We start from the raw sequence: 13,245 nt of genomic DNA on the forward strand, positions 1-13,245 counted from the left end.
CTGTATGAGGAAGAAAATTGTCATTGCGATCACGGGGGCTTCGGGTTCTATTTATGCCAAAGTGCTATTGGATAAACTGGCAAACTTAAGTGAACAAATAGAGGAGGTGGGCGTGGTGATGTCGGACAACGCCAAAGATGTCTGGCGGTTCGAACTTCAGGATGATAGTTATCAAACTTATCCTTTTACATTTTATGCGAAGAATGATTTTATGGCGCCTTTCGCTTCCGGTTCGGCAAACTTTGATACGATGATCGTATGTCCGTGTTCCATGGGCACGTTGGCGCGTATTGCCCAAGGTATATCTTCTGATTTGACAACCCGCGCGGCTGATGTCATGTTGAAAGAACGACGAAGGTTGATTTTGGTCACACGCGAAACACCGTTAAACCTCATTCATATCCAGAATATGTCGACAGCAACCCAAGCAGGGGCAGTGATATGCCCCGCGAGTCCTTCATTTTATAGTCAGCCGGCTAGTATGGAAGAAATGGCAGCGACGGTGGTCGACCGTATACTGGATTTGGCTGGCCTTCATGTAAAATCCTACAGATGGGGTGGGACAACAAATTAAGCATATTTAATATATAACAAATTTGCAAGCTTTTCGTACATTTGTTTCTTAATGAAGCTATCAACATACTTTATGTTATACAAAGAAATTACAGTAGGGCTATACTAACGTATGCCCTTTTTGTTTATATGACGATCAATCAGTTAATGACAATATTATTCTTTATAATCTGACACATGAGCTCAATCTTAATTACTTCCGCCACGCTAATACATGCTTCTCATAAGCTCCATCGGCAAGCTGTTGACATTTTGATAAAAAATGGGGTAATTGCAGATATAAGTAAGAAAATAAAAAATGGGGATAAGGGTGCACAAGTAATTGATGCTAAAGGTGCAGTTGTATGTCCAGGATTTTTCGATCTGAATGTGAATATCGGTGAACCCGGTTATGAGACGAAAGAAGATCTACAAACGGGTACTGCAGCAGCACAAGCTGGGGGATTTACAGGTATTGCCGTCCATCCCAATACAAACCCACCTTTGCACAGCCGATCGGAAGTGTCCTTATTAGTCAATGCGGCTAAAGGAAATTTAGTGGATGTATATCCCGTTGGTACCATAAGCAAAAAACGGGAAGGGAAAGAATTGGCCGAATTGTATGATATGAAACAGAGTGGTGCTATTGCTTTTTCAGATGGCACCCACAGCATGCAGCAAGCCGGGCTGATGGGAAGAGCATTGCGGTATGCGAAAGGTTTTGATGGGTTGATCATCTCTTTCGCCCAGGATGAATCAATTGCCGAGGGTAATCAGATTAATGAAGGGATCGTGAGTACCTATTTGGGTATGAAAGGTATACCTAATCTGGCGGAATCTTTGATGGTTTCAAGAGATTTGTACCTGGCCGAATATAATGAAGCATCCATACACTTTACAACTATTTCTACAGCGGAGTCATTAGAACTGATAAAAAGGGCCAAAGTAAAGGGGTTGAAAGTGACCTGCGATGTAGCGGCACACCATTTGTTGTTCTCGGATGAGGATTTAGAAGGTTTTGATTCCAACTATAAGGTAAGTCCGCCGCTGCGGACAAAGCGTGATAGCAAAGCGTTGTTGAAAGGAATCCGGGATGGTGTTGTGGATGCCGTAGTATCACAACATACACCTCACGAGATAGAATTTAAAAATGTAGAGTTTCATATCGCTAAACCGGGTATAACAGGTTTGCAGACTGTTTTGCCGATGTTGTTAAAAGCTGGTCTTTCCGAAGAACAAATCGTCGATAAATTGGCTATACATCCAAGGGAGATTGTCGGATTACAGGTGCCGACTTTCGAAATCGGCGAGAAGGCTAATTTGGTCGTCTTTAATACTGAGGAGAAATGGACATTGAATAAACAGTCCAATAAATCTAAAGGTCAAAATAACCCCTTGTTTAATCAAGAGTTGACTGGCAAGGTAGTTTTGGTTTATAATAATAACAGGCTTAATATCAATCAATAATATTATGGATGTTAAAGTAAAAAATGCAATATATGCGGCAGTAAGCACATATGCAGCTTTCGAGGGGCAAGAAAAAGAAGACTTTTTATCTGAGCTATATGCGGTATTTGATAGTGAAGTTTCTTTTTTGGATAAGGTCGCACAGTTTGATCGTATATTTGATGACTATCCTCGATTTGAAGAATTGAGAGAAATCAGTTTCGACTTACTCATGATAAACTTCTTCGCGGAAGATGTACAGAAACTCGAAGAGGACTATTTGGAGTCGGAAGAATGGGAAAGTATCGAAGAGGAGACGTTAGATAGAGGTACAGAGCTACTGAATGTGTTTTTGTATCTTAAAGAATGCCGCGATGAAGATGTGCAACCGTCTTTGGATGATTATCTAAAAGAATTCTTACTGGTGGAAGAGGATGAATTTCAGGATGAGTATACAATTTATGAAAAAGTCATTTCCAATCAGATATTGGTAGAAAGTGATTTTTCGGAAATAGCGAAGGTGGCGAAATCTCTTCCGGCTGATGATGAGCTTTATGAGCTATTCTATCCTTTGATTAGTTTTTTCTACGAACCCCATCCTCAAGATGCTCAGATCGATGAATATGCAAGTTTTGCTACAAATAAATCTTTTCAAACTGCTGTATACAAGCTGATTGTAAATTTTAATGCATAATAACTTATGACGACTGAATTAAGCAAAAGCGAAAAAAGAGACGGATTGATTTACGGAGCCGTCGCTGGAGTCCTATCTGTCGCATTGTCTATTGTAGCACTATATTACACCCGTTCGGCCGATAGCTATTCGAGTCTTTTTATGGTAAGTACGCTATTGAAAATAGTCGGATCGATCGTTATTCCGGTTCTGTTTGTTTATCTTCTTAGTCGAAAGTACGGTGTGTTATGGAGCTTCAGCCATGCCTTAAAAAGTATCTATATATTTTTGGCTTGTAGTATTATCGTGGGTTCTTTGGGGATTACTATATTCCAGAAAAATGTGGATAAGATGGTGGTGGAGGAAAGCTATCACAACCTGATGAATTTGAAGATTATCGATATGGAAGGTAAAGGTGCATCGGAAGAGGAGATAGACGAACAGTTGGAAGTTATCGAATTGGATAAAGAGTTTGCACTGAGCGATTTCTCCTTCCGAAATACGGTTGCACCGATTTTCATCAGTCTATTAATGAACTTTCTGTTTGCTTTAATTTTAGCGTTGTTGTTTCGTACCTCGGCTTCTCCAAAAGCCGTCAATAATTAATATTTTTACACCACATGGATATTTCGGTTGTCATACCTTTATATAATGAAGAAGAATCTCTGCCGGAGTTGACTTCTTGGATTCGTCGTGTCATGGACCAACATAACTTCACGTATGAAATTATATTGGTGGATGACGGGAGTAACGATCGTTCGTGGCCGGTGATACAACAACTGAAGAAGGAACAGGAGCAACTGTCGGCTATTAAATTTAGACGCAATTATGGGAAATCCGCCGCACTGAATGTCGGATTTGTTGCGGCGCAGGGAGATGTGGTCATTACGATGGATGCGGATCTTCAGGACAGCCCTGATGAAATTCCGGAGTTATACAATCGGATAAAAAATCAAGGAGCCGATCTGGTGTCGGGATGGAAACAAAAGCGTTACGACCCTTTAACGAAAACGGTCCCTACAAAACTATTTAATGCCGTAACCCGTAAAATGTCGGGCATACACAATTTACACGATTTCAATTGCGGACTAAAGGCCTATAGAAAAGAGGTTGTCAAGAGTATAGAGGTCTATGGTGAAATGCATCGTTATATTCCGGTACTTGCAAAATGGGCAGGTTTTAGGAATATTCAAGAGCAGGTTGTTCAACATTATCCACGAAAATATGGAACAACTAAGTTTGGCGCTGGGCGGTTCATTAAAGGCTTTTTGGATTTGCTTTCGATCTTTTTCGTGGGGAAATTTGGTAAGCGACCCATGCATTTTTTTGGCACCATAGGCGTTATCAGTTTTTTGATCGGTCTCTTTATCACGATATATCTAATTGGCGATAAACTGGTAAGTATCGCTGCAGGTACAGATTATCGCAATGTAACCGATCAGCCTATGTTTTATCTTGCCCTTGTCGCTGTTATCATCGGTACACAGCTTTTTCTGACCGGGTTTATTGCGGAATTGGTCTCCAGAAACGGCACAGAAAGAAATAACTATCAGATAGAACAAGTTATATAGCTTTATGCGAATAGTTATCCTTGGTTCAGCTCATCCTCTTCGTGGTGGTGGAATTGCATCATTTAACGAACGGTTGGCTTATGCACTGCAAGAGCAAGGCCATCAAGTCGATATCTATTCCTTTTCGTTACAGTATCCCCATGTTTTATTTCCCGGTAAATCGCAGTATACCGAAGAACCGGCTCCGGTAGGATTGTCTATTTTTTCGAAGGTCAATTCGATTAACCCATTCAATTGGATAAAAGTTGGACGAGAGTTGAAAAAGGCGGAATATGATCTCTTGATCGTACGGTACTGGATGCCGTTCTTTGCGTTGTGTTTGGGAACTATCCAGCGCATTGTACATAAAAATAAAAAGACAAAGATTGTCTGTATTGCGGATAATATCGTTCCGCACGAGAGGAGGTGGGGAGATATAAATCTGACCCGATACTTCCTTCACGCAGTAGATGGATGTATAACCATGAGCAAAGCGGTATTGGAGAACTTAAAGCAGATTGCTCCGGGTATGCCGGCACGGTGTACACCACATCCATTGTATGATAATTATGGAGAAAAACTGGAAAAATCTGAAGCCAGGACATTATTAAACCTCTCGCCGGATGAAAAAATAATCTTATTTTTTGGGTTTATCCGTCGATATAAAGGGCTCGATCTTTTGTTGGAGGCTATGCACGATCCTCGGCTCAGGGATATGAGGGTTAGACTTTTAGTGGTAGGGGAGTATTATGACCGCGCAGCCCACTATCAAGCCATAATCGATAAGTACGAATTGCAATCCCAGATAATTCTGCAAACTGATTTTGTTCCCAATGATAAGGTAGCGCAGTATTTTAGTGCGTCGGATTGTGTTGTCTTGCCGTACCGATCTGCAACCCAGTCGGGTATCACACAGGTGGCCTATCATTTTTCTTTACCGATGATTGCCACTAATGTAGGCGGATTGCCAGAAATTGTAAAAGACGGTGTTGTGGGCTTTGTGGTTGAACCCGACCCGCGAATGATAGCAGATGCGTTAGTTCGTTTCTACGATGAGAAGCGGGAGCAGGATTTTGTCCGTCATATCGAAGCTGAAAAGCGGAAATACAATTGGACGACGTTTGTCAACGAAATTTTTAGTATTGTTAACGATAAAAATAGTGGAGGTTAATATTGATATCAATTTCACAATATAACTTAGACAAAATAGAAGCCCTGGTGGAAAATATAGGTTACAAGATTCGTTATGAAAAAGGTAACTTTAGAACCGGAGCATGCGTATTGCAGCATACAAAGGTGATTGTTGTGAATAAATTTTCCACCTTGGAGATCAAGATCAATTCACTGATCCAGTTGATTCGGGAGTTTGAAATCAACATAAAGGATTTGGACGAAAAACAAGGACAATTTTATAAATCGTTATTGAAAGAGGAAAGGTAATGTTTTGAGAATTCGATTTTTAGGAACGGGAACATCACAGGGCGTACCGGTGATCGCATGTTCATGCGAAGTCTGTCTATCGAAAGACAAGCACGACAAGCGTTTGCGGGCGTCCATCATGATTGAGTTGGAGAATAAAAATATTGTGATTGATACCGGCCCCGATTTTCGTTACCAGATGTTGCGGGAAGGGATAGATCATCTTGATGCTATTCTGATGACCCACTCCCATAAAGATCATATCGCGGGACTAGATGATGTACGGGCATTTAATTACGCCCAGCAACAGCCGCTTCCAATTTTTGCCAATGCAGATACTTTGGAAGCTTTAGAACGTGAATTTTATTATGCTTTCTCAGCCGTAAAATATCCCGGAGTACCGCAACTTGATCTTATTGAAATACAGGCATTACATTCCTTTCAATTGTTCGACGAGGAAATTGTACCATTCGACGTGCTCCACTATAAGATGCCCGTTCTGGGCTTTAGGATCGGGAAATTTGCTTATATTACCGATGCCAAGACCGTGCCTCAAGATTCCTTGGAAGCATTGGAAGGTGTTGAAGTACTGGTCGTGAACGCTTTACAGGAAGCACCTCATATCTCTCATTTTACCTTAGAAGAAGCTTTGCGGTTTATCGAACGTGTCGGTCCAAGGACTGCTTATTTGACACACATCAGTCATCGATTCGGTACACACGAATATATTCAATCCAAGTTGCCGGAAGGCGTTTTTGTAGCATATGACCAGCTACAGATAGGAATTACTTAAAGTCGTTGCTTTTTTTTAAAAACCTTTTCCCGTTCTTTTTGTTCTATTTAACAAAGGATGTATAAAACAAATAGTATAAACTAAAAATTAAAGGTTATGGGAAACATACTTTATTTAATTGCAGTCATTTTAGTAATTATATGGGCAATTAGTTTCTTGGGAGGATATGCTACAGGAGGTATTATCCATATTCTTTTGGTTATTGCCGTTATTGTGGTGCTATTGCGCATCATACGTGGCAATGCCTAACAGGGGCTGTTCAGATACATTTGGGCTATAATAAAATCTTCGGGATAAGTAATCTTAAGGTTTCTGTGATTACTTTCCAGAATGTAGATATTATAGCCCATTTGTTCGACTACACTGGCTTCATCCGTAAAATGAGGCTGCTGTTCCTGCTCAAAAGCACGCATTAAGATCTCCGCAGGAAATGTCTGCGGTGTCTGTATCAGCCAAACATCATTTCTGTCTACCGTCTGAGAAGAAAGAGGTGTACCTATCCGTACCGAGTTGACACTTTTCACACCTAACACATTTCCCTCTCCCTGATGACAGCGATCAAAAGATTGTTGGATCAGACGTGGCTCGACTAAAGGGCGTGCTGCATCATGTACTGCAATCGCGGTATGGTCGGTCAATAGATTCGCATATTGCTCCTTGATATAATTTAATCCATTTTTTACACTCTCAAATCGTGTTGGGCCACCAGCTACGAGCTCATGTGCGATATGAAAATCGTATTCCTTACATTGCTCTTCCCACAGGGATATCATTTCTGGATGTATGACGACGATGATTTTGTCTGCACTTTCCCCAAAAGCTGTTATCGTATGCATCAATACCGGACGATCGTTTAATACATGGTATTGTTTGGGTAAGGATGACTCGATTCGATGACCTCGACCACCCGCCGCTATAACCACGATATTATGAAGCATATTCATGTGCGTTGAATAGTTGGCCTTACCGTCATTTCGAACGATCCCGAGTATCGGGAAAGGAGAAATCTAAAGACATGAATGCGTTAATTTGAAAAACGCAGATTATCACGTCGCTAAGGCTCCTCATAATGACGCGTTTTTCAGATTAAATAATCAACATCGCATCGCCGTAGCTGTAGAAGCGGTATTTTTCTTTAACAGCTACTTCGTAGGCATTCATGACATTTTCATAGCCCGCGAAAGCAGCAATCATCACCAACAGTGTCGATTCAGGTGTGTGAAAATTCGTAATCATCGAATTTGCAATACTGAATTCATAAGGCGGATAGATAAATTTACTGGTCCAATCCGATGCAGCCTTCAGATGTCTATCTGCTGATACGGCAGATTCTATCGCCCGCATAGAAGTTGTTCCTACAGCACAGACACGTCTTTTTTCATCGATCGCCTTGTTCACTGTGCGAGCAGCTTCTTCCGGAATCACGAATTGCTCCGAATCCATTTTATGCTTTGTCAAATCCTCTACTTCGACCGTCCGAAAAGTTCCTAAGCCTACATGTAAAGTAACCTCCGCAAAATCCACCCCTTTTAATTCCAACCGCTTCATCAGTTCTCTCGAAAAGTGCAATCCCGCTGTCGGAGCAGCTACAGCCCCTTCATTTTTTGCATATATCGTTTGGTAACGGAATTTATCTTCGGGTGTAGCTTTACGCTTAATATACTTCGGCAACGGTGTTTCTCCCAAGATTTCGATATTGCGACGAAACTCTTCGTCCGTGCCGTCGAATAAGAAACGGATGGTACGCCCACGTGACGTGGTATTGTCGACCACTTCGGCCACTAGCAAATCATCATCCCCAAAATATAACTTATTACCTACGCGTATCTTACGTGCAGGATCCACCAATACATCCCACAGACGCAATTCTCTATTCAATTCACGCAGTAAAAATACCTCAATCGTCGCTCCGGTTTTTTCTTTATTGCCGTACATGCGGGCAGGAAATACCTTGGTATTATTCAGGATCATGACATCCTTTTCATCAAAATAATCCAAGACATCCTTAAAAATCTTATGTTCTATTTTACCCGAATCGCGATGCAGTACCATTAAGCGAGACTCGTCGCGGTGTTCTGAAGGTTCAGATGCTAATAGTGATTCGGGTAAGTTGAATTTGAATTGTGATAATTTCATTTTGCTGTCCGTATTAAATTTGCTCCATCAAGCATGATTCCTGCTAAAAAAGAATACAAAGGTACATATTTTTCTGAAAAATATGCCTATTCTTCAAGACTTATTCACTACCCATCTGTATGGAGGTGACTTTATAAAAAACCGAGATAGCGAGGGGTATATCTTGGAGACTATATATACTATTGGAAAAAGTTTTAAATGAATTTTAAACAGGCTGTAATTTTTAACAAAATTAATCGTATTTTAAAACCAGCTAAACTTGCTAAGTTATTTTTATGCATAAAATGTTGTTATGGGGGATACAAAAAAAGAAGAATTTGCGATAGACCTGATCGACCAGGAATCGTTGGAGGAGATGCATCATGTCAATAATCCTGTATTGGATTTGCCAAAAATTGAGAAAAAATACCTTCGTGCAGTATCGGGATATGTAAAGGAAGCCAACAGCTACATCTTTACCGATGGAAAAGCCCGTGTAGAAGTCAAGGTTGTCACGGATGAGATTATTCGGGTAAGGCTGGCCCCCCAGGGCGCCTTCTTAGAAGATTTTTCTTATGCGGTAGTGGATATCGAGGAACATGCAAACGCACATCATATCGTTGAAGATGAATTGAGCTATCATGTTGTGACTGCTGCTGTGACTTGTAGTATCCGAAAAAAGAATTTTATCGTTTCATTTGGAGATCACGAAGGTAAAACGGTGAATGCCGATTATGCGCCTATGCATTGGGAGGAGAATCCGGATTTTGGGGGCTACTATGTCTACTGTACAAAGCATGCTCCCGAAGACGAAGTGTTTTTTGGAGGTGGTGACAAGGCCTCAAATCTAAATTTAAGGGGTAGAAGAATAACGAATTGGAATTCGGACACCTATTCCTTTGCGTTCAATCAGGATCCGCTCTACAAAACGGTACCTTTTTATCTGGGAGTCACACAGGGCGAAGCTTATGGTATTTTCTTTGACAATACCTTCAAGACGTTTTTTGATTTTGCGGCTGAGTATCCCGATCAGACTAGTTTTTGGTCGGAGGGAGGAGAACTGCAATATTACTACATACAAGGGCCGAAGTTGATGGATGTGGTTAAGCGATACCATACCTTGACCGGAACCCATTACATGCCGCCATTATGGGCCTTAGGTTATCACCAATGCCGCTGGAGCTACTATCCCGAAAATAAAGTCCGGCAGGTGGCAGCAGAATTCAGAAAGCGGGATATCCCTTGTGATGCCATCTATTTAGATATTGACTATATGGACGGCTATCGCTGTTTTACCTGGAATAAACACTATTTTCCGGATCCCAAGAAGATGATAAGCGATCTGACAGCCAATGGGTTCAAAACGGTTGTGATGATTGATCCGGGAATCAAGGTGGATGAAGATTATTGGGTATTTAAAGAGGGACATGACAACCGCTATTTTTGTAGAAGGGGGGACGACTACTTTATGGAGGGGTTTGTCTGGCCGGGAAGATGTCAGTTTCCGGATTACACCAATCCGAAAGTGCGCGAGTGGTGGGGAACCTTATATAAGGGGCTAGTGGAAGATGGCGTCGCCGGCTTTTGGAACGATATGAATGAGCCCGCCGTATTCGGACGGGGCACATTTCCCGATGATGTACGTCACCACTTTGATGGTTACCGAGGTTCACATCGTAAGGCACACAACATCTATGGGATGCAGATGGTCCGCGCGACATATGATGGTTTGCGCAAACTCTACCAGAATAAACGTCCGTTTACGATCACACGGGCAGCATATGCGGGGACACAACGTTACTCGTCGGTATGGACAGGCGATAATGTGGCCACCTGGGAGCATCTGCGCATAGGGCTATTGCAGCTTCAACGGCTTTCGGTATCGGGACTATCGTTTTGCGGCACGGATATCGGTGGCTTTACCGGAAATCCGGACGGCGAGCTGTATACCCGATGGATGCAGTTTGGTGTATTTTCACCCTTTATGCGTGTACATTCTGCAGGCGATACGCGCGATCGTGAACCCTGGTCTTTTGGCCCCGAGTGGGAAGCGATATGTAAGAAATTCATCGAGATACGGTACAAACTTCTGCCTTATATATATGCGGTATTCTGGCAACAACACAAATATGGGCTGCCGATCTTAAGACCGGTGTCCTTGTTAGAGCAACATATTTATAAAAACCTACTGCGCGAGGAAGAGTTTGCTTTTGGCGACAACCTGTTGGTGTCTCCGGTTATTAATCCGGGGGAGACCTCCAAGATTGTCTATCTCCCGGAAGGGAAGTGGTACTATTATTTTTCGAATCAGGTATTTTCGGGAGGTCAGGAGATCAGTATACCGACGCCCTTGGATGAGATGCCATTGTTTGTAAAAGGTGGAACAGTCCTGCCTGAGTATCCGGTCATGCAATATACCAACGAAAAGAAAATTGAAGCTTTGAAGTTGCTGGTGTATTTCGACGAGGGAGAACATCACAGTTATGGCTATACCGATCACGGTGATACCTTTGCCTTTGAGCAGAATATCTATCTGGAAAGACATTTCATCCAGATCGGAACGTCCACTTCCCTGACGGTGTTACAGCAAAGAGAGGGGCTGTTTACCGAACGGTACGATGATTATAAACTGTATTTTGTCGGACTACCTTTTCAGCCCGACCGTGTTATCGTAGACGGTATTCAGGTGCCGCTGCTTGATGATGCGGCGACCAACGAAAAGTACGTTGTCGTGGACAATGATTTTAAGAAACTTGTGCTGCAATAAACTATAGAAGGTAATTATGGAAAAGACCGTTGAAGCATTTTCGTTATGGACAGATTTTGATGTTAATCTGTTCCGCGCAGGGCAGCATTTTCGTCTGTACCAAAAATTGGGGTCGCAGACTGTCTCTATTGAGGGGCGAGAAGGCGTTTATTTCGCCGTCTGGGCGCCCAATGCACAGTCGGTGTCGGTCATCGGGAACTTCAACGGTTGGAATCCCTATAATCATCAGCTTCTTGTGCGCTGGGATGAAAGCGGTATCTGGGAAGGGGTCATATTTGATATCGGGATAGGTGAGGTCTATAAATACCACATCGTCACGCAACGTGGCGAAAGGCTGGAAAAAAGTGATCCCTTTGCGACGCTCGTAGAGTTACCACCCAAAACCGCTTCCATCGTTAGCACGACCTGGTATGAATGGAAGGATGAGCAGTGGATGTCAGACAGGGAGGAGCGGAACCGACTGGACAGGCCTTTTGCCGTGTATGAACTGCATATCGGCTCCTGGATGCGTGATCCGGCTCATCCCAATCGGTTTTTAAGCTATCGCGAAATAGCAGATAGGCTGGTGCCTTATGTGCGGGAGATGGGCTTTACACATGTGGAATTTATGCCCTTGATGGAGCATCCTTATTATCCGTCGTGGGGCTATCAGGTAACCGGTTTTTTTGCGGCGAGTTCCCGCTATGGTGCGCCGCAGGACTTGATGTATCTGATCGATCAGCTGCATGAAAGTGGGATAGGTGTAATTATGGATTGGGTGCCGGCACATTTTCCCGGCGACGCGCACGGTCTATGGCAATTTGATGGGACCGCGTTGTATGAACATGAAGATCCGAAGAAAGGATTTCATCCGGATTGGAAATCGTATATATTTAATTACGGACGAAATGAAGTGCGTTCTTTTTTAATCAGTAACGCTTTATTCTGGCTGGATAGGTATCATATTGATGGCCTGCGGGTTGACGCTGTGGCCTCCATGCTTTATTTAGATTATTCCCGAAAAGAGGGTGAATGGGTGCCGAATGCTTTTGGCGGACGTGAAAATCTGGAAGCGGTACATTTTATTAAAGAATTTAACGAAGCGGTCTATCATCATTTTCCAGATGTACAGACCATTGCTGAAGAATCGACTTCATGGCCGGGAGTAAGCAAGCCCACGTACGATAATGGGCTTGGATTTGGGATGAAATGGATGATGGGCTGGATGCACGATACACTTGCCTATTTTGCCGAGGATCCCATTAACCGGACCTATCATCACGACAAACTGACGTTTGCTACCGTGTATGCCTATCACGAACATTTTATGCTCCCGCTGTCGCATGATGAGGTGGTATACGGCAAACGGCCATTGATTTACAAAATGCCGGGCGACGAATGGCAACAGTTTGCCAATCTTAGAGCATTATACCTGTACATGTATACGTTCTCCGGTACCAAATTGCTGTTTATGGGGGGCGAATTTGCACAGACAACCGAATGGAATGTCAACCAGTCTTTGGATTGGCACCTGTTGGAATATGCGCCCCACCGCGGTATGCAAGAATGTGTGAAACGGTTAAATGCAATGTATCGAAGCGAACCGGCGCTGTACGAAAAGAGCTTTAGTCCATCGGGATTTGAGTGGGTGGAATATGGCGATCGGCAAAATTCGGTGTTTGCCTATCTCCGAAAAGGGCACGATCGGGATAATGATCTCGTGGTGATCTTGAATTTGACCCCCGTGATCCGTAGAAATTATAGGATAGGTGTGCCTGCGGTTGGAGAATGGAAAATCCTGTTTAATTCCGATGACCTGGATTTATATGGCTCTGGAATGATTGTTGAACAGCCTACAACGAATCCCGTCCCTTGGATGGGCATGCCTTGTTCGATCGCAGTAGATTTACCGCCGTTAGGTGGTTTAGTGTTTAAGTTAGCCAAATAGTTT

At 42.8% G+C, this 13,245-nt stretch carries 13 protein-coding genes; 11 read left to right on the forward strand and 2 right to left on the reverse strand.

Annotated features, from left to right (window positions below):
- Positions 1 to 4: 4 nt before the first annotated feature.
- The 9 genes from G5B30_RS06225 (at position 5) to G5B30_RS06265 (ending at position 6,682) form a co-directional block, all read left to right on the forward strand.
- A complete protein-coding gene (locus G5B30_RS06225; protein ID WP_165319096.1) occupies positions 5 to 574 on the forward strand; it encodes a UbiX family flavin prenyltransferase in 570 nt (189 codons plus the stop codon).
- A gap of 176 nt (positions 575 to 750) precedes the next feature.
- Complete coding sequence (locus tag G5B30_RS06230) at positions 751 to 2,019, forward strand: dihydroorotase (protein WP_165319097.1); 1,269 nt, start codon at positions 751 to 753, stop codon at positions 2,017 to 2,019.
- Positions 2,020 to 2,023: 4 nt separating this feature from the next.
- Positions 2,024 to 2,692, forward strand: coding sequence for a hypothetical protein (locus G5B30_RS06235; RefSeq protein ID WP_165319098.1), 669 nt, complete (start codon positions 2,024 to 2,026; stop codon positions 2,690 to 2,692).
- A gap of 6 nt (positions 2,693 to 2,698) precedes the next feature.
- A complete protein-coding gene (locus G5B30_RS06240) occupies positions 2,699 to 3,277 on the forward strand; it encodes a DUF4199 family protein (RefSeq protein WP_165319099.1) in 579 nt (192 codons plus the stop codon).
- A gap of 14 nt (positions 3,278 to 3,291) precedes the next feature.
- Positions 3,292 to 4,242: a glycosyltransferase family 2 protein gene (locus G5B30_RS06245; protein WP_165319100.1), complete on the forward strand. Its 951-nt coding sequence runs from the start codon at positions 3,292 to 3,294 to the stop codon at positions 4,240 to 4,242.
- Between the two features lie 4 nt (positions 4,243 to 4,246).
- Positions 4,247 to 5,392 (forward strand): glycosyltransferase, encoded by a 1,146-nt coding sequence (locus G5B30_RS06250; protein WP_165319101.1) that lies wholly within the window; start codon positions 4,247 to 4,249, stop codon positions 5,390 to 5,392.
- Between the two features lie 47 nt (positions 5,393 to 5,439).
- Complete coding sequence (locus tag G5B30_RS06255) at positions 5,440 to 5,661, forward strand: hypothetical protein (protein WP_317164327.1); 222 nt, start codon at positions 5,440 to 5,442, stop codon at positions 5,659 to 5,661.
- A 4-nt stretch (positions 5,662 to 5,665) separates the two neighbouring features.
- Positions 5,666 to 6,433: an MBL fold metallo-hydrolase gene (locus tag G5B30_RS06260; protein WP_165319103.1), complete on the forward strand. Its 768-nt coding sequence runs from the start codon at positions 5,666 to 5,668 to the stop codon at positions 6,431 to 6,433.
- A gap of 96 nt (positions 6,434 to 6,529) precedes the next feature.
- The gene (locus G5B30_RS06265; protein WP_165319104.1) at positions 6,530 to 6,682 is read left to right on the forward strand and encodes a lmo0937 family membrane protein; all 153 of its coding nucleotides are present in this window, start codon (positions 6,530 to 6,532) and stop codon (positions 6,680 to 6,682) included.
- On the opposite strand, the gene ispD is transcribed toward G5B30_RS06265, so the two are convergent.
- Positions 6,679 to 7,371 carry a 2-C-methyl-D-erythritol 4-phosphate cytidylyltransferase gene (ispD, locus tag G5B30_RS06270; protein ID WP_206367033.1) on the reverse strand — a complete coding sequence of 231 codons (693 nt, stop codon included), beginning with the start codon at positions 7,369 to 7,371 and terminating at the stop codon, positions 6,679 to 6,681. The genes G5B30_RS06265 and ispD overlap by 4 nt on opposite strands.
- Before the next feature lie 148 nt (positions 7,372 to 7,519).
- Positions 7,520 to 8,569, reverse strand: a complete 1,050-nt coding sequence (queA, locus tag G5B30_RS06275; RefSeq protein WP_165319106.1) for a tRNA preQ1(34) S-adenosylmethionine ribosyltransferase-isomerase QueA — start codon at positions 8,567 to 8,569, stop codon at positions 7,520 to 7,522.
- A 292-nt stretch (positions 8,570 to 8,861) separates the two neighbouring features.
- Between queA and G5B30_RS06280 the strand changes: the two genes are divergently transcribed.
- Both G5B30_RS06280 and glgB read left to right on the forward strand, forming a co-directional pair.
- Positions 8,862 to 11,315 (forward strand): glycoside hydrolase family 31 protein, encoded by a 2,454-nt coding sequence (locus G5B30_RS06280; protein ID WP_165319107.1) that lies wholly within the window; start codon positions 8,862 to 8,864, stop codon positions 11,313 to 11,315.
- Positions 11,316 to 11,331: 16 nt separating this feature from the next.
- Positions 11,332 to 13,242, forward strand: a complete 1,911-nt coding sequence (gene glgB, locus G5B30_RS06285; RefSeq protein ID WP_165319108.1) for a 1,4-alpha-glucan branching protein GlgB — start codon at positions 11,332 to 11,334, stop codon at positions 13,240 to 13,242.
- Positions 13,243 to 13,245: the final 3 nt, after the last annotated feature.

The organism is Sphingobacterium sp. SGG-5, assembly GCF_011043525.1.
Classification (GTDB): domain Bacteria; phylum Bacteroidota; class Bacteroidia; order Sphingobacteriales; family Sphingobacteriaceae; genus Sphingobacterium.

Excerpts from the sequence above, each read along its gene's own strand:
- ispD (WP_206367033.1), bottom strand. The coding sequence starts at position 7,371 with ATGCTTCATAATATCGTGGTTATAGCGGCGGGTGGTCGAGGTCATCGA.
- G5B30_RS06265 (WP_165319104.1), top strand. The coding sequence starts at position 6,530 with ATGGGAAACATACTTTATTTAATTGCAGTCATTTTAGTAATTATATGG.
- G5B30_RS06280 (WP_165319107.1), top strand. The coding sequence starts at position 8,862 with ATGGGGGATACAAAAAAAGAAGAATTTGCGATAGACCTGATCGACCAG.
- G5B30_RS06230 (WP_165319097.1), top strand. The coding sequence starts at position 751 with ATGAGCTCAATCTTAATTACTTCCGCCACGCTAATACATGCTTCTCAT.
- G5B30_RS06245 (WP_165319100.1), top strand. The coding sequence starts at position 3,292 with ATGGATATTTCGGTTGTCATACCTTTATATAATGAAGAAGAATCTCTG.
- queA (WP_165319106.1), bottom strand. The coding sequence starts at position 8,569 with ATGAAATTATCACAATTCAAATTCAACTTACCCGAATCACTATTAGCA.
- G5B30_RS06240 (WP_165319099.1), top strand. The coding sequence starts at position 2,699 with ATGACGACTGAATTAAGCAAAAGCGAAAAAAGAGACGGATTGATTTAC.
- glgB (WP_165319108.1), top strand. The coding sequence starts at position 11,332 with ATGGAAAAGACCGTTGAAGCATTTTCGTTATGGACAGATTTTGATGTT.
- G5B30_RS06235 (WP_165319098.1), top strand. The coding sequence starts at position 2,024 with ATGGATGTTAAAGTAAAAAATGCAATATATGCGGCAGTAAGCACATAT.
- G5B30_RS06250 (WP_165319101.1), top strand. The coding sequence starts at position 4,247 with ATGCGAATAGTTATCCTTGGTTCAGCTCATCCTCTTCGTGGTGGTGGA.
- G5B30_RS06225 (WP_165319096.1), top strand. The coding sequence starts at position 5 with ATGAGGAAGAAAATTGTCATTGCGATCACGGGGGCTTCGGGTTCTATT.